General features: G+C 69.6%; 24 protein-coding genes and 1 pseudogene. 15 read left to right on the forward strand and 10 right to left on the reverse strand.

Going from position 1 to position 26,454, the window contains the following annotated elements:
* Positions 1-368 precede the first annotated feature (368 nt).
* On the forward strand, positions 369-995 hold the full coding sequence (locus tag ABCR94_RS06715) for a hypothetical protein (RefSeq protein ID WP_347118114.1): 627 nt from the start codon (positions 369-371) through the stop codon (positions 993-995).
* 211 nt (positions 996-1,206) lie between these two features.
* Here ABCR94_RS06715 and ABCR94_RS06720 read toward each other — a convergent pair whose 3' ends face one another.
* The 3 genes and pseudogenes from ABCR94_RS06720 to ABCR94_RS06730 form a co-directional block, all read right to left on the reverse strand.
* Entirely contained in the window at positions 1,207-1,674 is a 468-nt protein-coding gene (locus ABCR94_RS06720; RefSeq protein WP_347118115.1) for a DUF937 domain-containing protein, read from the reverse strand.
* A gap of 276 nt (positions 1,675-1,950) precedes the next feature.
* Positions 1,951-2,175, reverse strand: coding sequence for a DUF397 domain-containing protein (locus tag ABCR94_RS06725; RefSeq protein ID WP_347118116.1), 225 nt, complete (start codon positions 2,173-2,175; stop codon positions 1,951-1,953).
* Positions 2,162-2,897 (reverse strand): annotated as a pseudogene (locus ABCR94_RS06730) (DUF5753 domain-containing protein). Before ABCR94_RS06730 ends, ABCR94_RS06725 begins: the two are co-directional and overlap by 14 nt.
* On the opposite strand from ABCR94_RS06730, the gene recD2 reads away from it, so the two are divergent.
* Positions 2,896-5,136 carry an SF1B family DNA helicase RecD2 gene (gene recD2 / locus ABCR94_RS06740; protein WP_347118119.1) on the forward strand — a complete coding sequence of 747 codons (2,241 nt, stop codon included), beginning with the start codon at positions 2,896-2,898 and terminating at the stop codon, positions 5,134-5,136. The pseudogene ABCR94_RS06730 and the gene recD2 sit on opposite strands and share 2 nt — an antisense overlap.
* A 182-nt stretch (positions 5,137-5,318) precedes the next feature.
* Positions 5,319-6,608 (forward strand): citrate synthase, encoded by a 1,290-nt coding sequence (locus ABCR94_RS06745; protein WP_347118120.1) that lies wholly within the window; start codon positions 5,319-5,321, stop codon positions 6,606-6,608.
* Between the two features lie 463 nt (positions 6,609-7,071).
* Here the strand turns inward: ABCR94_RS06745 and ABCR94_RS06750 are convergent, their stop codons facing one another.
* The 4 genes from ABCR94_RS06750 to ABCR94_RS06765 all read right to left on the reverse strand — a co-directional run bounded on the left by ABCR94_RS06750 (position 7,072) and on the right by ABCR94_RS06765 (position 11,287).
* Positions 7,072-9,294, reverse strand: coding sequence for a heavy metal translocating P-type ATPase (locus ABCR94_RS06750; protein ID WP_347118121.1), 2,223 nt, complete (start codon positions 9,292-9,294; stop codon positions 7,072-7,074).
* 91 nt (positions 9,295-9,385) lie between these two features.
* Positions 9,386-9,703, reverse strand: coding sequence for a heavy-metal-associated domain-containing protein (locus tag ABCR94_RS06755; protein WP_347118122.1), 318 nt, complete (start codon positions 9,701-9,703; stop codon positions 9,386-9,388).
* Between the two features lie 183 nt (positions 9,704-9,886).
* Positions 9,887-10,084, reverse strand: a complete 198-nt coding sequence (locus tag ABCR94_RS06760; RefSeq protein WP_347118123.1) for a helix-turn-helix transcriptional regulator — start codon at positions 10,082-10,084, stop codon at positions 9,887-9,889.
* Positions 10,085-10,360: 276 nt separating this feature from the next.
* Positions 10,361-11,287 (reverse strand): sugar phosphate isomerase/epimerase family protein, encoded by a 927-nt coding sequence (locus ABCR94_RS06765; RefSeq protein WP_347118124.1) that lies wholly within the window; start codon positions 11,285-11,287, stop codon positions 10,361-10,363.
* A 125-nt stretch (positions 11,288-11,412) separates the two neighbouring features.
* On the opposite strand from ABCR94_RS06765, the gene iolC reads away from it, so the two are divergent.
* From iolC to ABCR94_RS06795, 6 genes are all read left to right on the forward strand, one after another.
* A complete protein-coding gene (iolC, locus tag ABCR94_RS06770; RefSeq protein ID WP_521976320.1) occupies positions 11,413-12,519 on the forward strand; it encodes a 5-dehydro-2-deoxygluconokinase in 1,107 nt (368 codons plus the stop codon).
* Between the two features lie 14 nt (positions 12,520-12,533).
* Positions 12,534-13,400: a Cgl0159 family (beta/alpha)8-fold protein gene (locus ABCR94_RS06775; protein ID WP_521976469.1), complete on the forward strand. Its 867-nt coding sequence runs from the start codon at positions 12,534-12,536 to the stop codon at positions 13,398-13,400.
* 72 nt (positions 13,401-13,472) lie between these two features.
* On the forward strand, positions 13,473-14,375 hold the full coding sequence (gene iolB / locus ABCR94_RS06780) for a 5-deoxy-glucuronate isomerase (protein ID WP_347118485.1): 903 nt from the start codon (positions 13,473-13,475) through the stop codon (positions 14,373-14,375).
* The gene (iolD, locus tag ABCR94_RS06785; protein WP_347118127.1) at positions 14,372-16,288 is read left to right on the forward strand and encodes a 3D-(3,5/4)-trihydroxycyclohexane-1,2-dione acylhydrolase (decyclizing); all 1,917 of its coding nucleotides are present in this window, start codon (positions 14,372-14,374) and stop codon (positions 16,286-16,288) included. The genes iolB and iolD overlap by 4 nt, the downstream gene beginning before the upstream one ends.
* Before the next feature lie 31 nt (positions 16,289-16,319).
* Positions 16,320-17,819, forward strand: a complete 1,500-nt coding sequence (locus tag ABCR94_RS06790; RefSeq protein WP_347118128.1) for a CoA-acylating methylmalonate-semialdehyde dehydrogenase — start codon at positions 16,320-16,322, stop codon at positions 17,817-17,819.
* Positions 17,820-17,940: 121 nt separating this feature from the next.
* Entirely contained in the window at positions 17,941-18,273 is a 333-nt protein-coding gene (locus ABCR94_RS06795) for an antitoxin VbhA family protein (RefSeq protein ID WP_347118130.1), read from the forward strand.
* A gap of 18 nt (positions 18,274-18,291) precedes the next feature.
* Here ABCR94_RS06795 and ABCR94_RS06800 read toward each other — a convergent pair whose 3' ends face one another.
* Positions 18,292-18,984 carry a VC0807 family protein gene (locus ABCR94_RS06800; RefSeq protein ID WP_347118131.1) on the reverse strand — a complete coding sequence of 231 codons (693 nt, stop codon included), beginning with the start codon at positions 18,982-18,984 and terminating at the stop codon, positions 18,292-18,294.
* 167 nt (positions 18,985-19,151) lie between these two features.
* Between ABCR94_RS06800 and ABCR94_RS06805 the strand changes: the two genes are divergently transcribed.
* From ABCR94_RS06805 to ABCR94_RS06825, 5 genes are all read left to right on the forward strand, one after another.
* Positions 19,152-19,640, forward strand: coding sequence for a GNAT family N-acetyltransferase (locus ABCR94_RS06805; protein WP_347118132.1), 489 nt, complete (start codon positions 19,152-19,154; stop codon positions 19,638-19,640).
* A gap of 72 nt (positions 19,641-19,712) precedes the next feature.
* A complete protein-coding gene (locus ABCR94_RS06810) occupies positions 19,713-20,060 on the forward strand; it encodes a transcriptional regulator (RefSeq protein WP_347118133.1) in 348 nt (115 codons plus the stop codon).
* Positions 20,057-20,725, forward strand: coding sequence for a nucleotidyl transferase AbiEii/AbiGii toxin family protein (locus tag ABCR94_RS06815; protein ID WP_347118134.1), 669 nt, complete (start codon positions 20,057-20,059; stop codon positions 20,723-20,725). Before ABCR94_RS06810 ends, ABCR94_RS06815 begins: the two co-directional genes overlap by 4 nt.
* Before the next feature lie 31 nt (positions 20,726-20,756).
* A complete protein-coding gene (locus tag ABCR94_RS06820) occupies positions 20,757-21,344 on the forward strand; it encodes a DUF4291 domain-containing protein (protein ID WP_347118135.1) in 588 nt (195 codons plus the stop codon).
* 169 nt (positions 21,345-21,513) lie between these two features.
* Positions 21,514-22,437, forward strand: a complete 924-nt coding sequence (locus tag ABCR94_RS06825) for an alpha/beta hydrolase (RefSeq protein ID WP_347118136.1) — start codon at positions 21,514-21,516, stop codon at positions 22,435-22,437.
* 22 nt (positions 22,438-22,459) lie between these two features.
* On the opposite strand, the gene ABCR94_RS06830 is transcribed toward ABCR94_RS06825, so the two are convergent.
* Both ABCR94_RS06830 and ABCR94_RS06835 read right to left on the reverse strand, forming a co-directional pair.
* Positions 22,460-23,077 carry a DinB family protein gene (locus ABCR94_RS06830; protein ID WP_347118137.1) on the reverse strand — a complete coding sequence of 206 codons (618 nt, stop codon included), beginning with the start codon at positions 23,075-23,077 and terminating at the stop codon, positions 22,460-22,462.
* Positions 23,078-23,202: 125 nt separating this feature from the next.
* Complete coding sequence (locus tag ABCR94_RS06835) at positions 23,203-23,637, reverse strand: GNAT family N-acetyltransferase (RefSeq protein ID WP_347118138.1); 435 nt, start codon at positions 23,635-23,637, stop codon at positions 23,203-23,205.
* Positions 23,638-23,778: 141 nt separating this feature from the next.
* Here ABCR94_RS06835 and ABCR94_RS06840 point away from each other — a divergent pair, with 141 nt between their 5' ends.
* Positions 23,779-26,451, forward strand: a complete 2,673-nt coding sequence (locus ABCR94_RS06840; protein ID WP_347118140.1) for an alpha/beta fold hydrolase — start codon at positions 23,779-23,781, stop codon at positions 26,449-26,451.
* Positions 26,452-26,454 lie beyond the last annotated feature (3 nt).

Consider the following 26,454-nt stretch of genomic DNA (forward strand, 5'->3'; position numbering starts at 1 on the left):
GAGCCCCAGTTCGGGAAGGGGCGGGTAGGGGAAAACGCCGCAGGCAACCCGCGCCGCGCCACCAGCCGCGCCCGCCCACGCACCCCGGCTCCGACTATCACAACAGATGAACGGGGCGCTGCGAGAACGGGGCCGCCACCATGGTCGGGCAGTACAGGACGCAACTGGCCCGGTATATCCGCGGACTGGGACTTTCCATGAGGCCGTGTCGGCACCAGATACAGGAACTTCCGGCCAAAGTTCGGTCAATCCATCTATTTCTGGACATTTGCTCATCCTGTGGAGCGTGAGGCAAGTCATTCCAACCTAAGCTGATCGTTTGTCAGTTGGAGATTTTCTCCGACTGCGTAAACCGAAAGGCGTACCTCATGCGCTTCACGCGCACCACCGCCATTTCCCGGACCATCGTGCTCGCCGCGATCGCCGTAGTCGGCCTCGCCGCCACCCCAGCCCTCGCTTCCGCGACGGCCCAGGCCGACGCGGGCAGCGCCCGGACCCACATCAGCCTCGGCGCCCTCGGCTTCCCCGGTGCCAATGGTGCCAACGGCGTGGGGAGCAACGGCGGCCTCGGCGGCCTCGGCGGCACCGGTGGCGCCGCCGGTGCCAACGGCAACGGCGGCAGCGGAGGTTCCGGCGGCAACGGCGACGGCAGCGGAAGCACCGGCGGCGCCGGTGGCGCGGGTGGCGCCGGCGGTGCCAACGGCAACGGCGGCAGCGGAGGTTCCGGCGGCGGCGCCACCCTCGGTGGCACCGGCGGCAAAGGTGGCGTAGGCGGCGTCGGCGATGCCGGTACCGGCATCGCCGGCGGCAAGGGCGGCAACGGCGGCGCCTCCACGGCCGGCGGCAGCCACACCGGCGGCACTGGCGGCGTCGGCGGGGCGGCCAGCCCGGTATGCCCCGGCAAGCCCGGCGGCAACGGCACCGCCGCCACGTTCAGCGCAGACGGCACCACCGGCGCCACCGGGGCTGCCGGCCGCAGCACTCTCCCCTGCTGAGCGGATCGCCGGGCGAGGACCCAGTCCCGCGTTCCGACCCCTTCGGGGCTTGGAGAACGGACATGGATGTGAGAAGGGCCCCAAGGAGACGGCGGTTTCTGGAGGGCGTCGCACCACGTGATCACTGACGCGCGGTGAACAGAGTTCGGACAAGCGCTCGGCTGGGATTTCCCAGCCGAGCGCTTTGCGTCCAGCGAGTCTGTTAGGGGTCCTAGTGGAAGTCACTGTTGGTGTGACTGCCGGCTTGGTTGCTCCCCCGCGCGGCCCGCTTCGAAAGCACCGCCACCACCACCGGCAGCACGATCTCGAACGCCTTCGTCACCGACGCCACCGGCAACCCCGTCCGCTTAGCGACCGCCGTCGCGGCCGGCCTGGCGATCTTGGCGAGGACACCGCCCATCAGGCCGCCGGAGAGCATCCCGCCCAGGCCGCCACCGAGCGTGGCCACGCCCTGGAGGGGAGGTTCCGCGGCGTCCGCGATGGCCAGGCGGACCTCCTCGGCCTCCTCCGGCGTCGCGGTGACCGCCTTCTCCTCCAGGCCGCCGGAGAGCGCGCTGACGCTGCTCTGCACGACGTCCTGAGCCCCGGCGGTGTCCGTACCCAGCAGCCCGGCGATCTCCTGGAGCTTGTCGTCGCCGAGCTCGCTGAGTACATCCTTCTGCAACGAGTCATCATTCATGACCGAAACGCTACGTCCATGACCATTTGTCGGCACCTTGTGCCCGAATCAAATAAATCCCATCCACCGTGCAACCCTTCGCGCGCTACGCGGGTCCTACTTGGCATCAGGGCTTCCGGGGGTGGATCCGGGGGGATTCAGGGAGGCCTGTGACGGAGGGGGATCTGGGGGGCCCGGTCGACGGACCGGGCCTCTGCAGTTGCAGGGTTCCTTGCCCGGACTTTACGGCTGCCTCGTCAAGTCCCTGGCCCGGATGCCGCCCTGGCGTCGCCATATTCAGGCGATGAAAGAGCCGCCCTTGACGGCAGTGAGGAACGATGACCAGACCTCCGCAGGGAAAACCACCGCGGGGCCGGTCAAGGCCTTGCTGTCCCGCACCGGCACGTCGCCATATCCGCGCGCGACCTCAAGGCACTCACCTTGCCCACCGCCGCTGAAGCTGGACTTGTACCAGCCGGTCAGCGTGGAGGAGTCGGGAACGGTGTGTTCACTGCGGACCATGTTCGTATTCCTCTGCTACCGCCCTGACGAGGGCCAGTGATTCCTGCTGGGACAACGCGTCACTCAGCGCAAGATCGTAGGCCGTGCGGCACCCAGCCACCAGGGCTGGATCGTCCATCAAGTGGCCGGTAAAGAGGCCCTCGACGTAGGCGAGTGGCGCAGAGTCCTGGAAATCCATCTGAGTGAGCAGGCTCTCCAGTAGTGCGTGTGCCCCCACCTTGAACGGCAGCACATGCAACCGCAGGCGCCCCGACTCCGCCAGGTCCGCGATCCGGTGCAGCTGCTCTGCCATGACGAGTGGCCCCCCGACCTGGCGCCGGAGGACCGACTCGTCCAGCAGCGTCCAAATGACGGGACGCAACGGCCCGTCGAGAACCCGGGCACGCTCCGTTCGAATGACAACGTCTCTGTCCGAACTGCCGGATACAGATTGCCTGTTGCTCCAGCTCGGCCACAGCCGCGAAGTGATCGGCATACTTCGTCTCCAGGTCCACCAGCCATCGGCGCACTTCCTCGCGAGCCGGTTGAGCGAGTCGCTTCATGACGTCACGCGGGTCGCGGAGAGCCGGGGGGCCCGGCTGGACGCGGTGCGGATCGCCCCCGGGGCCGGCCAGGAATGCCGAGAGACCTGAGCCCGGAAGGCGTGTGGGCGGCCCCGCGACCATGATCCCGCTGACGGCCCCGTACCGGGCTGTCAGCGCCGCCCGGTAGCGTCGGATCATGTCCAGCCCAGCGCCAGCACCCCACCAGGCCGTCCTCGAAGGCGTCCTGGAGCGGATCACGTACGCCAACGAGGAATCCGGCTACACGGTCGGCCGCGTCGACACCGGCAGAGGCGCCGGCGATCTGCTCACCGTCGTCGGTTCGCTGCTCGGCGCCCAGCCCGGTGAATCGCTGCGCATGGAAGGCCGTTGGGGGTCGCACCCGCAGTACGGCAAGCAGTTCACCGTCGAGAACTACACGACCATCCTCCCCGCGACCATCCAGGGCATCCGCCGCTACCTCGGCTCCGGCCTGATCAAGGGCATCGGTCCCGTCATGGCCGACCGGATCACCACACACTTCGGCGTCGACACCCTCGACATCATCGAGCGCGAGCCCAAGCGCCTCGTGGAGGTCCCCGGCCTGGGCCCCAAGCGCACCAAGCTGATCGGCGCTGCCTGGGAGGAGCAGAAGGCCATCAAGGAGGTCATGATCTTCCTCCAGGGGGTCGGCGTCTCCACCTCGATCGCCGTGCGGATCTACAAGAAGTACGCCGACGCCTCGATCTCCGTGGTGAAGAACCAGCCCTACCGGCTGGCGTCCGACGTATGGGGCATCGGCTTCCTCACCGCCGACCGCATCGCCCAGGCCGTCGGCATCCCGCACGACAGCCCGGAGCGGGTCAAGGCCGGGCTCCAGTACGCGCTGTCGCAGTCCACCGACCAGGGCCACTGCTACCTCCCCGAGGAGCGGCTGATCAGCGACGCGGTCAAGCTGCTCCAGGTCGATACGGGCCTGGTCATCGACTGCCTCGCCGAACTCGCCGCCGAGGAGGGCGTCGTACGGGAAAAGGTCCCCGGGCCTGACGGCGTCGAGCCCGTCACCGCCGTCTATCTCGTGCCCTTCCACCGCGCCGAGATCTCCCTGGCCGCCCAGGTGTTGCGGCTGCTGCGCACGGACGAGGACCGGATGCCGGCCTTCCGGGACGTGGCCTGGGACAAGGCGCTGGCCTGGCTGGGGGAGCGTACGGGCGCCAGTCTCGCGCCCGAGCAGGAGGCGGCCGTCAAGCTGGCGCTCAGCGAGAAGGTCGCGGTGCTCACGGGCGGTCCCGGCTGCGGCAAGTCGTTCACGGTCCGGTCGGTGGTGGAGCTGGCCCGCGCCAAGAAGGCCAAGGTGGTCCTCGCGGCCCCCACCGGGCGCGCCGCCAAGCGCCTCGCCGAGCTGACCGGCGCCGACGCGTCCACCGTGCACCGCCTGCTCGAACTCAAGCCGGGCGGCGACGCGGCGTACGACAAGGACCGGCCGCTCGACGCCGATCTGGTCGTCGTCGACGAGGCCTCGATGCTTGATCTCCTCCTCGCCAACAAGCTGGTGAAGGCCGTCGCGCCGGGCGCGCACCTGCTGCTCGTCGGGGATGTCGACCAACTGCCCTCGGTCGGCGCCGGTGAGGTGCTGCGCGATCTGCTCGCGGACGGCGGCCCGGTCCCGTCCGTCCGCCTCACCCGGATCTTCCGGCAGGCCCAGGAGTCCGGTGTCGTCACCAACGCGCACCGCATCAACTCCGGTGTCCAGCCCATCACTCAGGGTCTGCCGGACTTCTTCCTCTTCGTGGAGGAGGAGTCGGAGGAGGCGGGAAAGCTCGCGGTGGATGTGGCGGCCCGGCGCATTCCCGCCAAGTTCGGCCTCGATCCGCGGCGCGACATCCAGGTCCTCGCTCCGATGCACCGAGGCCCGGCGGGCGCCGGCAACCTCAACGCCCTGCTCCAGCAAGCGATTACGCCCGCCAGGCCCGACCTTCCCGAGAAGAGATTCGGCGGCAGGGTCTTCCGCGTCGGAGACAAGGTCACCCAGATTCGCAATAATTACGAGAAGGGGCTCAACGGGGTCTTCAACGGCACCTTGGGCGTGGTCACCTCGCTCGACCTGGACGAGCAGCGCCTGACCGTGCTGACCGACGAGGACGAGGAGGTCGCGTACGACTTCGACGAGTTGGACGAGCTGGCGCACGCGTACGCCATGACGATCCACCGTTCACAGGGAAGCGAATATCCCGCGGTGGTGATCCCGGTCACCACCGGAGCGTGGATGATGCTCCAGCGGAACCTGCTGTACACGGCGGTGACCAGAGCCAAGAAGCTGGTTGTCCTCGTCGGCTCCAGAAAAGCGATCGGCCAGGCTGTCCGCACGGTCTCCGCGGGCAGGCGGTGCACGGCTCTCGACCACCGACTCTCAAAACGTCTCATAGAGGACCATTGGTAGGAAACGCCATCCAGGACTTCTCGTAACTGGGGCGAAGAGGGCAGGATGACCAGGTTGGCGGCACTGAGTGCCGCCAATAGGCCTGATGGTCGACCCCGAGTGCACTCTCCTGAGCCAAGTGGGGGATGGTAGAGACAGTCAGGGCACCTCGAAGAAGAGGCACTACGTCGGTGAGGGATGACGTGAGCGACAACTCTGTAGTACTGCGGTACGGCGATGACGAATACACCTACCCGGTGATCGACAGCACCGTCGGCGACAAGGGCTTCGACATCGGGAAGCTCCGGGCGCAGACCGGCCTGGTGACGTTGGACAGTGGGTACGGCAATACCGCCGCCTATAAATCCGCTGTCACCTATCTCGACGGTGAGCAGGGCATCCTGCGCTACCGGGGATACCCGATCGAGCAGCTTGCCGAAAGCTCCACCTTCGCCGAGGTGGCTTACCTGTTGATCAACGGTGAGCTCCCCAAGGTCGACGAGCTTGCGACCTTCAAGAACGAGATCACCCAGCACACGCTGCTGCACGAGGACGTCAAGCGGTTCTTCGACGGCTTCCCGCGTGACGCGCACCCGATGGCGATGCTGTCCTCGGTGGTCAGCGCGCTGTCCACGTTCTACCAGGACAGCCATAACCCGTTCGACGAGCAGCAGCGTCACCTTTCGACGATCCGTCTGCTCGCCAAGCTTCCGACCATCGCGGCGTACGCGTACAAGAAGTCGATCGGGCACCCCTTCGTCTACCCGCGCAACGACCTCGGGTACGTCGAGAATTTCCTGCGCATGACCTTCTCGGTGCCTGCGCAGGAGTACGTGCCGGACCCGGTCGTGGTCTCCGCGCTGGAGAAGCTGCTGATCCTGCACGCGGACCACGAGCAGAACTGTTCGACGTCCACCGTGCGTCTGGTCGGCTCCTCGCAGGCGAACATGTTCGCCTCGATCTCCGCCGGCATCAGCGCGCTGTGGGGCCCGCTTCATGGGGGCGCCAACCAGTCCGTCCTTGAGATGCTGGAAGGCATCCAGGCAGACGGCGGCGACGTCGACAACTTCATCCGCAAGGTGAAGAACAAGGAAGACGGCGTGAAGCTCATGGGCTTCGGGCACCGCGTCTACAAGAACTTCGACCCCCGGGCGAAGATCATCAAGGCTGCGGCGCACGACGTTCTCTCCGCCCTGGGCAAGGACGACGAGCTGCTCGACATCGCGCTCAAGCTCGAAGAGCACGCGCTGGCCGACGAGTACTTCGTGGAGCGCAAGCTCTACCCGAACGTCGACTTCTACACCGGCCTGATCTACCGGGCCATGGGCTTCCCGACCGAGATGTTCACGGTGCTCTTCGCGCTGGGCCGTCTCCCGGGCTGGATCGCCCAGTGGCACGAGATGATCAAGGAGCCGGGGTCGCGCATCGGCCGCCCGCGCCAGATTTACACGGGTGAGGTCCTGCGGGAGTTCACTCCGGTCGAGGGTCGCTGACGCGACCGGCTGGAGGTCCGGGGGCATCCCCCGGGCCGGCACAGCCACGGGTGAGGTCCTGCGGGAGTTCACCCCGGTCGAGGGTTACTGACGCGCCCCGACCACCTCGCTGACGCACCACCGCGTCTCCCGCTGAAATGCGGAAAGCGCCCCGCTGCCGATCCCCCCACGGGTCGACAATACGGGGCGCTTCCCATTTCCCGAGCGGATTCCCCCCACGGGATCCGGCCGGGCGTCTGTGGGTTGCGGGAGCTCTTCTTGCGCGGTCTGCCGGGACCCGTACGTACGGGAGGGCCGCTCAAAGCTCCCCGGTTGCACGTGCCCCGGCTTACGCTTGCCCGAAATGTCCCCCAAGACATTTCGTGAACGTCCCCCAAGACGTCCTTGGCATCGCCCACTTAGACTCGCGAGTGGCCCATATGGTTACCCTCAAATCACGGTGACCTGAGTCACTTTGTGTGCGTCATGTGAAGGTACGCAGCCGGAGGCTGTTTGTCACTACGAACACCGAGGAAAAGGCCATCGCGAATCCGGCGATCATGGGGTTGAGCAGCCCGGCGGCGGCCAGCGGCAGTGCCGCGACGTTGTAGCCGAAGGCCCAGAAGAGATTCCCCTTGATGGTGGCGAGGGTCCGGCGCGACAGTCGGATGGCGTCCGCCGCCACCCTGAGATCTCCACGTACGAGCGTGAGATCGCCCGCCTCGATCGCGGCGTCCGTCCCGGTGCCCATCGCGAGCCCCAGGTCGGCGGTGGCCAGTGCGGCCGCGTCGTTCACCCCGTCGCCGACCATCGCGACGCTTCGGCCCTCCGCCTGGAGCCGCTTCACCAGGTCGGCCTTGTCCTGGGGGAGGACCTCGGCGTACACCTCGGTGATGCCGACCGCGCGCGCCACCGACTCGGCGACGGCCCGGTTGTCGCCGGTCAGCAGGACCGGGGTGAGGCCCAGGGCGCGCAGCTGGGTGACGGCCTGCGCGCTGGTCTCCTTCACCGCGTCGGCGACGGTGAGGACGCCGCGCGCCTCCCCGTCCCAGGCCACGATCACCGCCGTACGGCCCTCCGCCTCCGCGTCGGCCTTCGCGGCGGCCAGCTCGTCCGGCAGCTTCAGGCTGGCCTCGGCGAGCAGCTCACCGCGCCCGACGAGCACGCGGTGCCCGTCGACCACACCGCGCACCCCGTGCCCCGCGACACTCTCGAAGCTCTCCGGGACGGTCAGCGGCCCGCGTGCGGCGGCGCCGGCTGCGATCGCGCGGGCGATCGGGTGCTCGGAGGCGTGCTCCAAGGCGCCCGCCAGGCGCAGCAGTTCGGCCTCGTCGGTGCCGGGTGCGGCGAAGACGCCCTGGAGCTCCATGTGGCCGGTGGTGACCGTGCCTGTCTTGTCCAGGACGACGGTGTCCACCCGCCGGGTCGACTCCAGCACCTCGGGCCCCTTGATCAGGATGCCGAGCTGCGCCCCGCGCCCCGTGCCGACCATCAGGGCGGTCGGGGTGGCCAGGCCCAGAGCACACGGGCAGGCGATGATCAGTACCGCCACGGCGGCGGTGAAGGACGCGGTCGGGTCGTCCGTCACCAGCAGCCAGGTGACGAGCGTGCCCAGAGCGATGAGCAGCACCACGGGTACGAAGACCGCGGAGATGCGGTCGGCGAGCCGCTGCACCTGCGCCTTGCCGTTCTGGGCGTCCTCGACGAGGCGGGCCATCCTGGCGAGTTGGGTGTCGGCGCCGACACGGGTGGCCTCGACGACGATGCGGCCCGAGGTGTTCATGGTGGCGCCGGTGACGGCGTCGCCCACGGTCACCTCCACCGGTACGGACTCGCCGGTCAGCATGGACGTGTCCACCGCGGAAGAGCCCTCGGTGACCGTGCCGTCGGTGGCGATCTTCTCCCCGGGGCGTACGACGAAGCGGTCGCCGACACAGAGGCCGGCGACCGGGATACGTACCTCGCTGCCGCCTCTCAGCACCGCCACGTCCTTGGAGCCGAGGTCGAGCAGCGCGCGCAGGGCCGCGCCCGCCTTCCGCTTGGACTGCGCCTCAAGGAAGCGGCCGAGAAGGATGAACGTGATGACTCCGGCGGCGACTTCGAGGTAGATCGCGGACGCCCCGTCGGTGCGTGACGCGGTCAGCTCGAAGCCGTGGCGCATGCCCGTCATGCCAGCCTGGCCGAAGAACAGGGCCCACAGCGACCAGCCGTACGCGGCGAGCGTGCCGATGGACACGAGGGTGTCCATGGTGGCCGCGCCGTGCCTGACGTTGGTCCAGGCGGCCCGGTGGAAGGGCAGCCCGCCCCAGACGACGACCGGCGACGCGAGCGTCAGCGAGAGCCACTGCCAGTTGTCGAACTGGAGCGAGGGGATCATCGCCATCGCGATGACGGGCAGCGAGAGCGTGAGCGAGACCAGCAGCCGCTGCCGCAGCGAGGCGAGCCCGGCGTCCTGGCCGGCCGTCGCGGGCTCCTGCGGCGCTGCGGTGGGCGGCGGCGGTTCCTCGGCCGTGTAGCCGGTCTTCTCGACGGTGGCGATCAGGTCGGGGATCAGCACCCCGTCGACGTAACTGATCCGCGCCTTCTCCGTCGCGTAGTTGACGGTGGCGAAAACGCCGTCCATGCGGTTGAGCTTCTTCTCGACGCGGGCCGCGCACGAGGCGCAGGTCATCCCGCCGATGGTGAGCTCCACCTGAGAGGTGTCCACTATGTGTTGCTCCAGAAAGCAGGCCGGGCCGTACGGGGACCAGTATGAGCTGGTCCGGTACGGCCCGGCCTGACGGGGTGCCGCGGAGTGGTCAGGCCTGTCCGGCGAGCTCGTAGCCCGCCTCGTCGACCGCGGCGCGTACGGCCTCCTCGTCGAGCGGGGCCTTGGAGACCACGGTCACCAGACCGGTGGCGGACACGGCCTGCACGGAGGTGACACCGGGGATCTCGGAGACCTCGGCGGCGACGGCGCCCTCGCAGTGACCGCAGGTCATCCCGGTCACCCGGTAGACGGTGGTGACGGCGCCCGACTCGGCCTCCGACGAGGGACTGTCGTGGCAGGACCCGGTCGGCGAGCAGCAGGAGCCGGTCGGGGTTGCCTCGGTCGTCGTCTCGGTCTCGGCGGTCATGTCGTTCTCCTCTTCGAAGGCGTGTCACGGCGTACGTCACTGCATACGTGTCACGGCGTACGTGTCACTCACTGACGCACACCACACTATACCCCTCGGGGGTATGGCTGCGACAAATCACCGGATCGTGTCGCGGGGCCCGTGCCGGCGTTCGGAGGAGTGGTGCGGGGCCCCGCGTCGAGCTCACTCCTTGCGGCCTCTGTTGCCAGGCCTGCGTGACACCCAGGTCCGGATGGTGTCCGCGTACCAGTAGGGCTTGCCCCCCTCGACGTGATCGGGTGGCGGAAGCAGTCCGTGCTTCCGGTACGAACGCACGGTGTCCGGCTGCACGCTGATGTGTGCGGCGATCTCCTTGTACGACCAGAGCCTGCGGTCAGTCATCGGTGGCACCTCCTTGCGTGCGCCTCAGCGTTGGCCGGGGGGCCATCGGGGGATCTGGGGCGCGAACGCTGGCGATCACTCAGCCTGTGCCCGATGAACGACGCAGAGTGACGGGAAGGGAGGGGCTGTTGAGGGCCTGTGACGTAAGACCCGCGTAATCGAGACATGTGTGACAGGAACCGCATGGATGAGACATTTGTGATGCATGGGGAGGGAGGGTGCAGGGCGACTCCTGTCCATGCGCCGGAGGTCCTGTCCACGCGCCGCAGGTCCTGTCTACGCGCCGCAGGAGCGAAGGAATCGGCGGGTGCGCCGTGCGATCGGAAGTGGCTTGTCCGGCGGGCACGGGTACATGTCCTGTTCGACGATCGCGAACAGCTCGACGTCCAGCCGCTGCGCCGCCGCCAGTACGGGCTCCAGCGCGGGCACCCCGGTCGGCGGCTCGCACATCACGCCCCGCCCGACGGCCGGCCCGAACGGCACCCCGTCCGCGACCACATCGGCCAGGATCCGCGGGTCCACCTGCTTGAGGTGCAGATAGCCGATCCGCTCCCCGTACGTCTCGATCAGCTTGACGCTGTCCCCGCCGCAGTACGCGTAGTGGCCGGTGTCCAGGCAGAGCGAGACCAGGGAGGGGTCGGTCGCGTCCAGGAAGCGGTTGACGTTCTCCTCGCTGTCGATGTGGGTGTCCGCGTGCGGATGGACGACGATCTTCAGCCCGTACCGCTCACGCACCTCACGGCCGAGCCGCTCCGTCTGCGTGGTGAGCGACCGCCACTGCGCGGGGGTGAGCGTGCGGTCCTCCAGGACCTCGCCTGTCTTGTCGTCGCGCCAGAAGGACGGGATGACGACCAGGTGCTCCGCGCCCATGGCCCGGGTCAGCTCGGCGATGTCCGAGACGTGCTTCCACGTCTCGTCCCAGACCTCACTCCCGCGGTGCAGCCCCGTGAAGACGGTGCCGGCGGAGACCTGGAGGCCGCGGCGCGCGGTCTCGTTGGTGAGGCGGGCCGGATCGGTCGGCAGGTAGCCGTACGGGCCGAGCTCGATCCAGGGGTAACCGGCCTCGGCGACCTCGTCGAGGAAACGTTCCCACGGCACCTGCTGCGGATCTTCGGGGAACCACACGCCCCAGGAGTCGGGGGCGGAACCGATCCGGATGCGGGTCAGCGCGGGCACGGAAGCGGGTGCGGGGGAAGTGCTCATGGCCGCCAGCTTTCCGGCCGTTCGAGAGGGGTGTCAAGGGTTAGTCCGAATGTCAGGACAAAATGTTGACAGGGCGCGGCCGGGCCGACTAGACCTGGATCCGTCGCAGAACCGGAGGGACGCGTATGCCGCCCAATTCGCACTCGTACGGCTCACATTCGAGCGACTCGCCCTCTCGGGGCGTGCCTTCGTACGACCTCATCACGATGGGCCGGATCGGAGTGGACCTCTATCCGCTGCGGGCCGGGGTCGCGCTGGCGGAGGTCGAGACCTTCGGCAAGTTCCTGGGCGGCTCCGCGACCAATGTCGCGGTTGCCGCGGCCAGGCTGGGCCGCCGTACGGCCGTGATCACCCGCACCGGACAGGACCCGTTCGGCGACTATCTCCACCAGGAGCTGGGGCGGTTCGGGGTCGACGACCGGTGGGTGACGGGCGTCGCGGACCTGCCGACTCCGGTGACCTTCTGCGAGATCTTCCCGCCCGACAACTTCCCGCTGTACTTCTACCGGCAGCCCAAGGCCCCGGACCTGGAGATCTACGCCGACGATCTTGACCTCGACGCGATCCGTTCGGCGCGGATCTTCTGGATGACGGGCACGGGCCTGAGCGCCGAGCCGAGCCGCGCGGCGACGCTCGCGGCGCTGGCCGCGCGGAGCGGGACTGAGGATGCGGGGGCGCGATCTGCGGAGGAGCGCTCCGCCGGGATCACCGTCTTCGACCTCGACTGGCGGCCGATGTTCTGGGCGGACCCGGGCGCGGCCCGTACGTACTACGCCGAGGCCCTGCGCCATGCCACCGTCGCCGTCGGCAACCTCGACGAGTGCGAGGTCGCCACGGGCGAGCGGGAGCCGCACGCCGCCGCCCGCGCCCTGCTCGCCGCCGGGGTCGAGCTCGCCGTCGTCAAGCAGGGGCCCAAGGGCGTCCTCGCCGTCCACCGCGACGGTACGACGGCCGAGGTGCCGCCCGTCCCCGTGGAGGTGCTCAACGGGCTCGGCGCGGGCGACGCATTCGGCGGGGCCCTGTGCCACGGGCTGCTGGCCGGCTGGGACCTGGAGGCCACCATGCGGTACGCCAACGCGGCGGGTGCCATCGTCGCCTCCCGGCTGGCCTGCTCCTCCGCGATGCCGTATCCGGCGGAGGTCGCCGAGGTGCTCGCGGGTGGCGAAGTCCCGCCGCAACCCGCACAGCCTCACCCGCCCACATCACCCCCCGCCCCCGGAGCCGCGTCGTGAGTGCCGGCATTCGCATCTCCGAGCTCGTACGGGTGCGCACCCGTCACCCCGAGGCCATCGCCGAGGCTGCCGCGCGTCGGCGCCGCCGGCCACTGGTCGGCGACAGCGGGCGGCTCATGATCGTCGCCGCCGACCACCCGGCCCGCGGTGCACTCGGGGTCGGCGACCGTGTGTTCGCCATGGCCAACCGCGCCGACCTCCTTGAGCGGCTCTGCCTCGCCCTCTCCCGCCCCGGCGTCGACGGGGTGCTCGCCACCGCCGACATCCTCGACGACCTGCTCCTCCTCGGCGCTCTAGAGGACAAGGTCGTGGTCGGCTCCATGAATCGCGGCGGGCTCGCGGGCGCCGCCTTTGAGCTCGACGACCGCTTCACCGGCCACCGCCCCCAGGACCTGGAGCGCCACGGCTTCGACGCGGGCAAACTGCTCCTGCGCATCGACTACGAGGACGCCGGATCCCTCGACACCCTCCACTCCGCCGCCCGTACGGTCGACGCGATGGCGGAGCGGCGGCTTCCGGTCTTCGTGGAGCCGTTCATCTCCCGCCGCGTGGCGGGAAAGCTGCACAACGACCTGAGCCCCGAGGCCGTCACCCGTTCCATCGCCATCGCCTCCGGGCTCGGCGGCTCATCGGCGTACACCTGGCTGAAGGTCCCCGTCACCGCGGACCCCGACGACATGGCCCGGGTCATGGAGACCTCGACGCTGCCCGCTGTGCTGTTGGGCGGCGAGGTCGGCGCCGACCAGGACGGCGCGTACGAGAAGTGGCGCAAGGCGCTGCGGCTGCCGACCGTGCAGGGTCTGGTCGTCGGCCGCTCGTTGCTCTATCCGGCCGACGGAGACGTGACGGGGGCGGTCGACACCGCCGTAGGGCTGCTGTAGGAGACGGTGAGGGACGGGTAGGGACAAGTCATGACGGACGACAGGATCCATGAACACCCCGGTGGCAACGACATGAATGACATGAACGACATGCATGTACGGGCCGGGACCTCGGCCCGCGGGCCGTACGCCCTCGACATCGACCCCGAGCGGGCCGGCTGGAGCCGCTCAAGCCTGCGCGTGCTGGAACTGGCCGCCGGTGGCTCCCAGTTGCTCACCGCCGGGGACAGCGAGTGGATCGTGCTGCCGCTGACCGGCGGCTGTACGGTCCTCGTCGATGGAGAGATCATCGAACTGCGGGGCAGAGACAGCGTGTTCAGCGGAGTCACTGACTTCGCGTACGTGCCGCGCGACGCCCACGCCCAGATCGCCTCCGGTGCGGGAGGCCGCTTCGCCCTGGCAGGAGCGAGGTGCGAGCGACAGCTCCCCGCCCGCTACGGCCCCGCGCCGGAGGTACCCGTCGAGCTGCGCGGCACCGGCAACTGCTCGCGCCAGGTCAACAACTTCGCCGCCGCCGACACCTTCGACTGCGACCGGCTCATCGCCGTCGAAGTCCTCACCCCCGGCGGCAACTGGTCCTCGTACCCCCCGCACAAGCACGACGAGCAACGCCCCGGCGAGGAGGCCGAGCTCGAAGAGATCTACTACTTCGAGATCGAGGGGAGGGAGACCGCAGAAACCGGTGGCGGCGACGGTCTCGGCTACCACCGCGTCTCGCCATCCCGCCCCGGCGGTACGGACGTACTCGCCGAGGTCCGCACCGGCGACGCCGTCCTGATCCCCGACGGCTGGCACGGCCCGTCCATCGCCTCGCCCGGCCACACCCTGTACTACCTCAACGTCATGGCGGGCCCGGGGGAGGAGCGGCAGTGGCTGATCCGCGACCACCCCGACCATGGGTGGATCCGCGACACCTGGCCCGCACAGCCCGTCGACCCGCGCCTGCCGCTGTACGGACCGGAGGACCCACGATGACCACTCCCCGAGCCGACACCGGCGGACCCCCGAAGGGCCGCACCCGCCGACTGACCACCGCCCAGGCCCTGGTCGCCTTCCTTGCCGTGCAGCACACCGAGCGCGACGGCGTCCGCAACCGGCTGATCGCCGGCACCTGGGGCATCTTCGGCCACGGCAATGTGGCGGGCATCGGCCAGGCACTCCTGGAGCCCGGCTCAGCGGACATGCCGTACTACCAGGGCCGCAACGAGCAGGCCATGGTGCACGCCGCCGTCGGATACGCCCGCCAGAGCGGCCGGCTGTCCGCGCACGCGGTGACCACGTCCATCGGCCCCGGCGCCACCAACCTCGTCACCGGCGCCGCCCTCGCGACCATCAACCACATCCCGGTGCTGCTGCTGCCCGGCGACACCTTCGCGACCCGCCCCGCCGACCCCGTACTCCAGCAGCTCGAAGTCCCGTACGCCGGCGACATCTCGGTCAACGACTGTCTGCGCCCGGTGTCCCGGTTCTTCGACCGCGTCAACCGCCCCGAGGCGCTGATCCCCGCCGCGCTCGCCGCGATGCGCGTCCTGGCCGACCCCGCGCAGACCGGCGCGGTCACGCTCGCGCTGCCGCAGGACGTACAGGCCGAGGCGTACGACTGGCCGGAGGAGTTCTTCGCGGAACGCGTCTGGCGGGTCCGGGCCCAGCAGCCCGACCAGCATGAACTCGCCGCAGCGGTAAGGGCGTTGCAGGAAGCGCGGCGGCCCCTGCTGATCGCGGGCGGCGGCGTCCACCACAGCGGCGCCGAGTCCGCCCTGGCGATCTTCGCCGAGGCCACCGGCGTCCCCGTCGCCTCCACCCAGGCGGGCAAGGGCTCGCTCCCGTACGACCACCCCTGCGACGTCGGCGCCATCGGGCACACCGGCACCGCCACCGCCGACGAACTCGCCCGCACCGCCGACCTGGTGATCGGCGTCGGCACCCGCTACTCCGACTTCACCACCGCGTCCTCGACCCTCTTCGAGGACCCGGACGTCCGCTTCCTCAACCTCAACATCACCGGCTTCGACGCCCACAAGATGGCCGCGCTGCCCCTGGTCGCGGACGCCCGCGCCGGGCTCCAGGTCCTCACGCAGGCCCTCAAGGGCCACCGCGTCCCCGACGCCCACGTGGCCGCGTACACCGAGGCGAAGGCGCGGTGGGAGGAGCGGGTCACCGCCGCGTACGCCGTGCCCGACGAGGACGCCCGCCCCACCCAGGTCCAGGTCCTCGGCGTACTCGACAGTCTCGTCACGCACGACGACATCGTCATCAACGCCGCCGGATCGCTCCCCGGTGACCTGCACAAACTGTGGCGGACCAGGTCCCGCGACCAGTACCACGTCGAGTACGGCTACTCCTGCATGGGCTACGAGATCCCGGCCGCCATCGGCGTGCAGCTCGCCGCCGCGCACCGGCCCGTCTGGGCCCTGGTCGGCGATGGTACGTATCTGATGAATCCCACCGAAATCGTCACCGCCGTCCAGGAGAGCCTGCCCATCAAGGTCGTGATCCTGCAGAACCACGGCTACGCCTCCATCGGCGGCCTCTCCGAGTCGGTCGGCGCCGAGCGCTTCGGCACGGCGTACCGCTTCCGGGCCCCCGACGGCACGTACACCGGCGCGCCGCTCCCGGTCGACCTGGCCGCCAACGCCGCCTCCCTCGGGCTGCATGTCATCCGCGCCAAAACCGTGCGTGACCTGCGGGAAGCCCTCGCGGAGGCGCGTTCGTCGGACCGTCCCACATGTGTCTACGTCGAGACCGAAACGGCAGACACAGTGTCGGGCCCGCCGCCGGCCCAGGCATGGTGGGATGTTCCTGTGGCCGAGACCGCGACCCGACCGTCGACGATCAAGGCCCGGGAGGAGTACGACCGTCAAGCCGCAGCGCGACGCCGCCATCTCTGACCGACCCGCCTGCGATACAAGGAGTTCTGGGATGAAGACGATCAACCACTTCATCGGCGGCAAGGCCGTCGAGGGCGCGTCGGGCAACTGGGGCCCGGTCACCGACCCGGCCACCGGCGCCGTGACCACCCAGGTGGCGCTCGCCTCCGTCGAAGAGGTGGACGCGGCCGTCGCGTCCGCCAAGGCCGCGTACGCGACCTGGGGCACTGCGTCCCTGTCGACCCGTACCGCCATCCTCTTCCGGTACCGGGCGCTGCTCGACGCCCACCGCGACGACATCGCCGCGCTCATCACCGCCGAGCACGGCAAGGTGCACTCCGACGCGCTCGGCGAGGTCGCCCGCGGCCTGGAGATCGTGGAGCTGGCCTGCGGCATCACCACCCAGCTCAAGGGCGAGCTGTCCACCCAGGTCTCCAGCCGGGTCGACGTCTCCTCGATCCGCCAGTCGATCGGTGTCGTCGCGGGCATCACGCCGTTCAACTTCCCGGCCATGGTGCCGATGTGGATGTTCCCGCTGGCCATCGCCTGCGGCAATACGTTCGTGCTCAAGCCCAGCGAGAAGGACCCGTCCGCCTCGATGAAGCTCGCCGAGCTGGCGTCCGAGGCCGGTCTGCCCGACGGCGTACTGAACGTGCTGAACGGCGACAAGGTCGCGGTCGACGCGCTGCTCGCCCACCCGGACGTGGCCGCCGTCTCCTTCGTCGGCTCCACCCCGATCGCCCGCCACATCCACGCGACGGCCTCCGCCCACGGCAAGCGCGTACAGGCCCTCGGCGGCGCCAAGAACCACATGCTGGTCCTCCCGGACGCCGACCTCGACGCCGCCGCCGACGCGGCGGTGTCCGCGGCCTACGGCTCGGCGGGCGAGCGCTGCATGGCGATCTCCGCGGTGGTGGTGGTCGGCGCGGTCGGCGACGAGCTGGTCGAGAAGATCCGCTCCCGCGCCGAGAAGATCAAGATCGGCCCCGGCAACGACCCGGCCTCCGAGATGGGCCCGCTGATCACCGCGGCCCACCGCGACAAGGTCGCCTCGTACGTCACGGGCGCGGCGGCCCAGGGCTCCACGGTCGTCCTGGACGGCACGGGCCACACGGTCGACGGCTTCGAGGAAGGCCACTGGATCGGCCTGTCCCTCCTGGACCACGTCCCGACGGACTCCGACGCCTACCGCGACGAGATCTTCGGCCCGGTCCTGTGCGTCCTGCGCGCCGACACCTACGAGGACGGCATCGCCCTCATCAACGCATCCCCGTACGGCAACGGCACCGCGATCTTCACCCGCGACGGCGGCGCCGCCCGCCGCTTCCAGCTGGAGGTCGAGGCCGGCATGGTCGGCGTGAACGTGCCGATCCCGGTCCCCGTCGGCTACCACTCCTTCGGTGGCTGGAAGGACTCGCTCTTCGGCGACCACCACATCTACGGCAACGACGGCGTGCACTTCTACACCCGCGGCAAGGTCGTCACGACCCGCTGGCCGGACCCGGCGGACGCGCCCTCCGGCGTCGACCTGGGATTCCCGCGCAACCACTGATCCGCTGCCGGCACCCCCGGCCTCCGGTCTCCGGCCCGTACGGATCCCCTCCGTACGGGCCGCCGCGCCACACTCCGAAATCTGTACAGAATGTGGTACGTAAAGCGGCACCCTTACCGGTATGCAGCTGATCCCTGAGGTAGTTACTGTCACCGATGCCCGTGCGGGGTTGTCCCGGATACTGGCTGATCTGGAGCAAGAGGGTGCGGCGGCCGAGCCTGTCCTCATCGGGTCACACCGGAAGGCGCAGGGAGTACTGCTCTCGATCGAGGCGTACGAGGCGTTGAGGGGCCGCACAGCCAGACGCGCGCGGGTCGACTCGGCTACGGCTTCCGTGGCAGTCGAAGGGCTCCGCACCTCACCCGAGGCCGACCGCGATGCCGAGGCATATGTCGACGGCGAGCTGAGTGCCGACGAAGCGGTGGCGCGTGCGACGGTATTTCGAGCACGATGACGTCCCTGCGCGGACAGATTATCGGGCGTCGACCGGAACGTCAGTCCCACTCATCGGCTCCGCGCCCGCCTTCATCTCACTCGCGATCACCTTCTCCATCGGGGCGACCGCCAGCCGGCCCGAGACCACGATCGTCACCGCGGCGATCAGGCCGCCGAGTCCCACCATGGTGTCGATGGGCACGGTGTACGCGCCCACGACCCGCACCACGCTCTCGCCCAGCAGCGCGCCGCCCCACATCAGCGAGAACAGCGTCTCGGTCCGCCGGAACCGCTCCGAGCCCGCCCGCAGCCGCCCCACGACGGCGACCCTGGCCGCGTCACCCCGGGTCAGCAGTGGCGTGAGCAGCGCCGAGGCCAACGGCCGTCCACCGAAGGCCGATACGAGCATGGCGAGCCCGACCGTGCCGGTGATGCCGCTGTCCTTGGCGAGCATCAGACGCGGGTCGCCCACCACCAGGCTGAGCAGCAGCCCGACGAGGTTGGCGGCCAGGATCAGCGCGGCCAGCCCATTGACGCGGCGGTCCTTGACCAGGCTCCACACGGTCCGTACGGCGGGGACGACGCTGCTCAGGGCAAGCGCGGCGAGGGTACTCGCGCCACCCGCCTTGAGCAGGTAGTACGAGGCGATCGGGAGGACGGCGTCGACGATCAGCGGCATGATGCCTGCGCCGGTGGCGGTTCTGCCGGTGTGCTCCCGATTGCTGCTCATGGTGTTGCTCCCCGTGTTGTCGTCCTGCGTCCTCGATACGAACGAGCCTGTCAGTCCGACCTGTTGGCGGCGCAGAGCCACGTGTCCTGACCTGCGCAGGACATTTGTCACGGGAGGCGCGGGGAAACGGTTGGCGGCCACACGGCGGGTGCGGGCATGCTGTCCACATGCTGATCAGAGAAGCCACCCCCGAGGACTGGCCCGCCGTCTGGCCGTTCTTCCAGGAGATCGTCGCCGCGGGCGAGACCCTCACGTACCCGCTGGAGCTGGGCAAGGACGACGGCCGAGGCTGGTGGTACCTGGCCGCCCCGAACCGCACGGTCGTGGCCGTCGACGACGACGGCACGATCCTGGGCACCGCCAAGATGAACCGCAACCACCAGGGCAACGGCTCGCACATCGCGAGCGCCACCTACCTGGTGGACCCGAAGCACTCCGGCCGTGGCGTGGGCCGCGCGCTCGTCGAGTACAGCGTGGCGTGGGCGCGGGTGGAGGGGTACCGGGCGATGCAGTTCAACGCGGTGGTCGAGTCGAACGTGTACGCCGTGAAGCTGTACGAATCGCTCGGCTTCAAGGTGATCGGCACGCTCCCCGAGGGCTTCAACCACCCCACGAAGGGCTACGTGGGCGTGCACTCGATGCACCTGGCTCTCTGAGCCACGACAGCGCGCCGTGGACATGCAGTGCGAAGTCACGCGACCGACTCGCCCCTGCGGGATAATCGAGACATGGCAACAGCGCCCAACGTCTCAGAGCTCCGTCGCGCCAAGTTCACGCGGCGGCTTCCGGTCGATCTGTCGAGGCTCATGGGCCCGGCCCACGGCACCGTGAGCCTGCCCTTGCACCTGGCGTGGTCAGGGCTCACCCGGTTCGACCTCGACCAGCCGAGGCTGCGGATGAGCTATTACCGCATCGTTCTGGCCGAGGGCATGCATGACGATCTGGTGCACTACCTCAACAGGGACCTGCTCCTGGACATCTGGCCGGTACTGCGCTCGCTGATCAGCCGCGACATCCGAATTGTCTGGGAAAGCGCCTTCATCGAACTTGCCCCTGGCGCGACGGCTGCCGCGTGAGCCTCACAGAGCTGCACCGGCGCCTCCTGGCCGACGTGCTCGCCGTTGGCGACGCCTACCCGCTTGCACTCACCGGCGGGTACGCCGTCCAGGCGCACGGCCTGGTCGACCGACTGAGCCAAGACATCGACGTCGCCACCGAGAGCCCCGCCCGTATGGAGAACATCGCCACCACAGTGCGTGCCGGGCTGGAAGAGCGAGGGTGGCACGTGAGGGCGTTGGAGACTGATCCGCTCTCTGCTCGGTTGATCGTTACCGACCCCACCAATGGCGATGAATGCGAGGTGGACCTCCTCAAGGAGACATTCTGGCGTCCACCCGTTCTGACCGAGCACGGCCTGGTGCTCTCGCTCGAAGATGTGATCGGCACCAAGGTCCGAGCACTGGCCGACCGCGGACTCGCCCGCGACCTGATCGATGTCCGTGCGGCCACCGATCGCTGGAGCAACAGCGAGCTCGAAGGGCTTGGCCGCAGACATGCACGCGACACCTTCGACCTCACCGATCTCCAGGCCCGTCTCGTCGGTGCGGACTGGATCGACGACACCGAGTTCGCGGTGTACGGGCTTGAGGACACCGACATCACAGACCTGCGCCGGTGGGCCCAGATGTGGGCCGACGACATCGCGGAACGGCTGCACGAACTGACCGTGGATGACGAATGACGAGCGGTTTCGAGAGGAGTGCGTGTAGCGCATGACGCACGTGATACGCGCGCTCCACACGGAGACGACCGTCACCGTCTACCAGGCGTATGCCCCGCCCCTCGGCCTCCCGGCAGCCCGCGACGGCCGCTTCCCGGCGGCCTGGAAGCGGGAGCGCATGACGTGGGTCAAGCCGTCGTTCCTGTGGATGATGTACCGCTGCGGATGGGGCGAGAAGGAGAACCAGGAGACGGTCCTGGCCGTGGAGATCGCCCGCGACGGCTTCGAGTGGGCCCTGCGCAACGCCTGTATGTCGCATTACGTACGTGGGCTCCACCCCGACGAGGCTTCCTGGAAGAGGGAGTTGAGGCAGGCGCCGGCCCGTGTCCAGTGGGACCCGGAGCGCGATCTGCACCTGAACCCGCTGCCGCACCGTTCGCTCCAGCTCGGCCTGGCGGGCGAGGCAGCGGGCCGTTACGCGGACGAGTGGACGGTGTCCATCACGGACGTCACGCCTGTCGCCCACGAGATCCACGCCCTGGTCCGGTCCGGCGACCTGGACGCCGCGTCCGCCCTGCTGCCGAAGGAAACGCCGTACCCGGCGGGGGAAGAGCTGCTGGGGCACCTCACGGCGGGGTGAGGAGCGGAAGGCAATTCAGGGCGGGCTGCAGCCCGAAGCGCCGCCCTCGGCGGCTTGCGGCGGGTTCCTCGCGTGCGGCGGAACCGGCTCCGTAGGTCGGCGATAGCGTGGAGTTGAGACCGAGTGGTTTCGAGGGGGCCCGAGTGATCCCTAGTGATGAGGAGGGCGCGTGCGATTCGCGCTGGACGCACTGTTCGCTGATGTGCCCGCGGAACAGGTCGATGAGGCTCGTGACTTCTACCGGTTGAGGGCGGCAGGCCGTGGTCCCAGCACGCTGGAGGAGCTCAAGGACGTACGAGCGAGGAGGGCTGCTCCTCGTGCCGCCGATCCGCCTGCCGTCGAAGAGACGGTCGAGGTCGCGGAAGTGCGCGTTCCCGTCAGGATCTTCATGCCGGTCGGCGGTCCGCCGCGCGGTGTCTACTTGGACATACACGGCGGCGGTTTCTACATGGACTCCGCAGCGCGAGGAGACGAACGCAACCGCGCGCTCGCAGACGCCCTGCGCCTCGCCGTGGTCAGCGTCGACTACCGGCTGGCTCCCGAGCATCCTTGGCCGGCGGCGCCCGACGACTGTGAAGCAGTGGCGCTCTGGCTCGTCGAGGAAGCTGAGGCTCGCTTCGGGACGTCCCGGCTTGCGATCGGCGGGAGTTCCGCGGGAGCCACACTCGCCCTGGCGACCCTGCTTCGGCTGAGGGACAGAGGCGCCGTTGGTCAATTCGTCGGCGCTGCGCTCCAGTTCGGGACCTACGACTTGAGCGCACGGACCCCGGCCGGTCGTCGTATCGCGGATGAGTACTTCATTCAGGCGTACGTCGGCCAGGTGGAAGACCGTACAGTTCCCGACATCTCGCCCCTCTACGGCGCCCTTGGCGGGCTACCCCCGACGCTGCTGATCGTCGGAAGCACAGACGTGCTGCTGGAGGACAATCTGGCGCTGGCAGGTCGGTTGTCGGCGGCCGGCAATGACGTCGAGATCCGGGTCTACCCCGAGTCGCCCCACGGCTTCACGGGCCACCCCACGGCCATGGCCAGGACGGCGCTCAGCGGCGTCGAGTCCTGGCTGCGCGACCGAATTACGCAAACGCAATCGTAGGGATCTGATTCGGGAGCACGCGTCAGCGCTGCCACGACCGGTGCAGGTCGCGGAGCAGGGCGATCTCCGCTCCGTGGTGCAGCAGCTCCTGGTTGACCCACCACACGATGTCGATGAATGGGCCCTCGGCGTCGCTGCCGTGCGGATAGGTGCAGTACCCCAAGGTGTCGAGCGCGGTGTCGTCGGCGCTCAGCAGTGCGTTGCGCCAGGCTGCGGCGCCTTCCTCGAAGGCCGCGATCGCCCCTGGGGCGTCCCCGCTGATGGGGTAGTCGTCGCGGGTCTTCGTGTGCTCACCGGCCGTGTGCTCGGCTCGGAGCGCCACCATCTCGCTGATGTGGCTCAGGCGCCAGGCGATGGTGGTGAAGGGGGGCGGCCACGGGTGCGGGTACGCGGCGGCGTCGCGGCCCCAGTCGCCGGTGCCGGCCAGGGTCGTCGCGCGTGCTCCCGGGCCGTTCGTACGCCGTCGGACCGACCAGCAGTCGGGTACCGGTTCCCAGAGGTATTCCTCGTCGGTGAGGGGGCCGACCTTGGTGTCCGCGCCGTCACCGCTGTCCATGACAGGCCCCGACAGGCGGCCGACCACGCGCTCGCAGGCGAAGTCGAACTGCTCCAGCAACGGGACCAGCCGGGGTGGGATCACAGGACGCTCCTAGGGTGCGCTGCCCGGTCCTCGAAGGAGCCGAGGAGCCGCCGGATCGACACCCTGGCACAGGCCACACCCCGCTGCATCCCCTTTTCGGCGACCTGGCCTGGCGCCGCATGCACCTATCCGAACGTCCAGGTCAGCATCGTGAACTCCCCGTCGTCCTTCCCCTGCGCCGAGCGGTACGTCGCCAGCGCCGCGTTGTTGTCCGGCTCCACCCCGACCCACATGTCGTAGCAGCCGAGCTCGCGTGCGTACGCCGCCAGGGCCTGGGTCAGGGCGCGGCCGAGGCCGCGGCGGCGGTGGCGCTCGTCGACCGACAGCTCGTACAGGCACATCTCGGTGCCCTTGTCCGGGTGGTGCATCTCGATGCCCGAGACCATGCCGGCGGGCTCCCCATCGACGTACGCGATGAGCATCAGATGGCCGGGGGCGGCCAGGAAGCGTTCGGCCCACTCGGGGCGGGCCGGGCCGTCGTAGAGGTGCTCGGCGGCGGTCAGCTCGGCGACCGTCGTCGCGCGCCGGATCTCCGTACGGGGCTCCGTGCCGTTCGTCATGACGTGCCTCCTCGGGGGCGACCGGGGGTGTGGCGTACCACGGCCGCTGTAGTCGGGCGCGGCGCCGTACTCCCTGGGGAGGTCTGCGGGCTCCCCCTGCTGGCAGCTTAGGGCGGGGGCGCGGGAGCTTAGGCTCCAAGTATGGATTTTCGATTCCCCCTCCGGCCCGGGCGACGGGTGCTTCTCAGCACGGCCGCCGCCCTCGCCGTTGTCGTGGGCGCAGGCACCTGGACAGCCGTCGCATCCGACGGGCAGCCCGCCGTGCATCACGAGCAGCGGACGATGAGCGTGGACGGGGCGAAAATCGACACTTCGTACTTCACCGCGAGCGGCGGTGACGGCGGTGGCAGTGGTAGCAGTGGGAGTGACGGCAAGCGGCCTGCCGTCCTCCTCGGGCATGGCTTCGGCGGCAGCAAAAACGACGTAAAAGCGCAGGCCGAGGACCTCGCGCGCAACGGGTACGCCGTGCTGACCTGGTCGGCGCGCGGCTTCGGCCGGTCGACCGGCGAGGTCGGGCTCAACGACCCGGATGGTGAGGTCAAGGACGTATCCAAGATGATCGACTGGCTGGCCGAGCAGCCCGGGGTGCGGCTCGACTCGGCCGGTGACCCGCGTGTCGGCGTCAGCGGCTCCTCGTACGGCGGGGCCATCTCGCTGCTCGCCGCCGGTCACGACAAGCGTGTCGACGCGGTCGCCCCGCAGATCACCTACTGGAACCTCGCGGATGCGCTGTTCCCCGACGGGGTCTTCAAGAAACTCTGGGCCGGGATCTTCATCAATACCGGCGGCGGCTGCGAGAAGTTCGAGAAGCAGCTGTGCGAGATGTACGAACGGGTCGCCGTCGCCGGAAACCCGGACGCCGCCGCCCGCGACCTGCTGGAGGCCCGCAGCCCCTCGGCCGTAGGCGACCGCATCAAGGTGCCCGCGCTCATCGTGCAGGGCCAGAGCGACTCCCTCTTCCCGCTCGGCCAGGCCGACGCCATGGCCAAGGCCATCGGTGACAACGGTGCACCCGTCGCCGTCGACTGGATCTCCGGCGGCCACGACGGCGGCGACCGCGAGACGGCCCGCGTCGAGGGGCGGATCACCCAGTGGTTCGACCGCTACCTCAAGGACGACAAGGGCGCCGACACCGGCCCGTCCTTCCGCGTCACCCGCACCGGGGGCGTCGACTCCACCAACGGTTCCGCCCAGCTGCGCGGCGCGTCCAGCGACAGTTACCCCGGACTCGAAAGCGACCGGAAGGGCCTGAAGCTCGGCGGGAAGCCGGAGCAGACCTTCGCCAACCCTGCCGGTGCCGCGCCCCCCGCCATCTCCGCCGTACCGGGCGTCGGAGCCCTCTCCCAGCTGTCCGGGCTCGGCGTGGGGCTCTCCCTCGACTTCCCCGGCCAGAACGCCCGCTTCGAGACCGCGCCGCTCACCTCCGACCTGCGCATCACGGGCAGCCCCACCGTCAAGGCCAGGGTCACGTCCGACGGTGCCGACGCGGTGCTGTTCGCCAAGGTGTACGACGTGAGCGCCGACGGCAGCCAGCAGGTGCTGCCCAACCAGCTCGTCGCGCCCATCAGAGTCACCGGCTCCGGCGCCAAGGACGGCGCCGCCGTCGACCTCACCCTCCCCGCCGTCGACCGCGAGATCAGGGCCGGACACCGGCTGCGCGTCGTCCTCGCCGCCACCGACCTCGGATACGCATCCCCGGTCGAACCGGCGAAGTACACCGTCTCGCTCGAAGGCGGCTCGACGCTCACCGTGCCCACCGCGCCCGGCGCGAAGACTCAGGCGACCCCGCTGCCCTGGTGGGTCTGGGGGATGCCCGCAGCGGGCCTGGCCGTGGCCGCCGTGCTGCTGCTCACCGCCCGGCGACGCACCCTCGCACCCGCGCCCGACCCGGCGCTCGCCGAGGTGCCGCTGGAGATCACGGACCTGACCAAGCGGTACGCGAAGTCCGCCGACCGGTACGCCGTACGCGACCTCTCCTTCCGCGTCGAGAAGGGCCAGGTGCTCGGGCTCCTCGGGCCGAACGGCGCGGGCAAGACCACCACCCTGCGCATGCTGATGGGCCTCATCAGGCCCGACAGCGGCGAGATCCGCGTCTTCGGGCAGGCCATCAGGCCCGGCTCGCCCGTCCTGTCGCGCGTCGGCTCGTTCGTCGAGGGTGCGGGCTTCCTGCCGCACCTGACGGGCCGCGCCAACCTCGACCTGTACTGGCAGGCCACCGGCCGCCCCGCCGAGGACTCCCACATCGAGGAGGCCCTGAAGATCGCGGGGCTCGGCGATGCGCTGGAGCGGGCCGTACGGACGTATTCGCAGGGCATGCGGCAGCGCCTCGCCATCGCGCAGGCCATGCTCGGCATGCCGGACCTGCTCATCCTCGACGAGCCGACCAACGGCCTCGACCCGCCGCAGATCCGCGAGATGCGCGACGTCATGACCAACTACGCGGCCGGCGGCCGGACGGTCATCGTCTCCAGCCACCTCCTCGCGGAGGTCGAGCAGACCTGTACGCATCTGGTCGTGATGGACCGCGGACGGCTGATGCAGGCCGGCCTTGTCGCGGAGATCACCGGCGGCGGCGACACGCTGCTGGTGACGCTGGACGGTGACGTGACGGACGCGGTGGCCGGGAAGGTCGCCGCGCTGCCGGGCATTGTGTCCGCCGTACGGACCGAAGAAGGCCTGCTGGTACGGCTGGACGGCGCATCGCCGAGCGCACTCATCGGCGAACTCGTCCGGCTGGACGTGCCGTTGACGGGTGTCGGGCCGAACCGTCGTCTTGAGGACGCGTTCCTCACCCTGATCGGAGGCTCCGCGTGAGCA

It is taken from the genome of Streptomyces changchenzhani, assembly GCF_039766235.1.
Lineage (GTDB): Bacteria > Actinomycetota > Actinomycetes > Streptomycetales > Streptomycetaceae > Streptomyces.

Coding starts and splice junctions, on each gene's coding strand:
- iolD (WP_347118127.1), top strand. CDS start 14,372: ATGACCACTCCCCGAGCCGACACCGGCGGACCCCCGAAGGGCCGCACC.
- ABCR94_RS06810 (WP_347118133.1), top strand. CDS start 19,713: ATGGCAACAGCGCCCAACGTCTCAGAGCTCCGTCGCGCCAAGTTCACG.
- ABCR94_RS06720 (WP_347118115.1), bottom strand. CDS start 1,674: ATGAATGATGACTCGTTGCAGAAGGATGTACTCAGCGAGCTCGGCGAC.
- ABCR94_RS06790 (WP_347118128.1), top strand. CDS start 16,320: ATGAAGACGATCAACCACTTCATCGGCGGCAAGGCCGTCGAGGGCGCG.
- ABCR94_RS06755 (WP_347118122.1), bottom strand. CDS start 9,703: ATGACCGCCGAGACCGAGACGACGACCGAGGCAACCCCGACCGGCTCC.
- ABCR94_RS06840 (WP_347118140.1), top strand. CDS start 23,779: ATGGATTTTCGATTCCCCCTCCGGCCCGGGCGACGGGTGCTTCTCAGC.
- ABCR94_RS06715 (WP_347118114.1), top strand. CDS start 369: ATGCGCTTCACGCGCACCACCGCCATTTCCCGGACCATCGTGCTCGCC.
- ABCR94_RS06795 (WP_347118130.1), top strand. CDS start 17,941: ATGCAGCTGATCCCTGAGGTAGTTACTGTCACCGATGCCCGTGCGGGG.
- recD2 (WP_347118119.1), top strand. CDS start 2,896: ATGTCCAGCCCAGCGCCAGCACCCCACCAGGCCGTCCTCGAAGGCGTC.
- ABCR94_RS06765 (WP_347118124.1), bottom strand. CDS start 11,287: ATGAGCACTTCCCCCGCACCCGCTTCCGTGCCCGCGCTGACCCGCATC.
- ABCR94_RS06820 (WP_347118135.1), top strand. CDS start 20,757: ATGACGCACGTGATACGCGCGCTCCACACGGAGACGACCGTCACCGTC.
- ABCR94_RS06800 (WP_347118131.1), bottom strand. CDS start 18,984: ATGAGCAGCAATCGGGAGCACACCGGCAGAACCGCCACCGGCGCAGGC.
- ABCR94_RS06805 (WP_347118132.1), top strand. CDS start 19,152: ATGCTGATCAGAGAAGCCACCCCCGAGGACTGGCCCGCCGTCTGGCCG.
- ABCR94_RS06760 (WP_347118123.1), bottom strand. CDS start 10,084: ATGACTGACCGCAGGCTCTGGTCGTACAAGGAGATCGCCGCACACATC.
- iolB (WP_347118485.1), top strand. CDS start 13,473: ATGAATGACATGAACGACATGCATGTACGGGCCGGGACCTCGGCCCGC.
- ABCR94_RS06725 (WP_347118116.1), bottom strand. CDS start 2,175: ATGGTCCGCAGTGAACACACCGTTCCCGACTCCTCCACGCTGACCGGC.
- iolC (WP_521976320.1), top strand. CDS start 11,413: ATGCCGCCCAATTCGCACTCGTACGGCTCACATTCGAGCGACTCGCCC.
- ABCR94_RS06835 (WP_347118138.1), bottom strand. CDS start 23,637: ATGACGAACGGCACGGAGCCCCGTACGGAGATCCGGCGCGCGACGACG.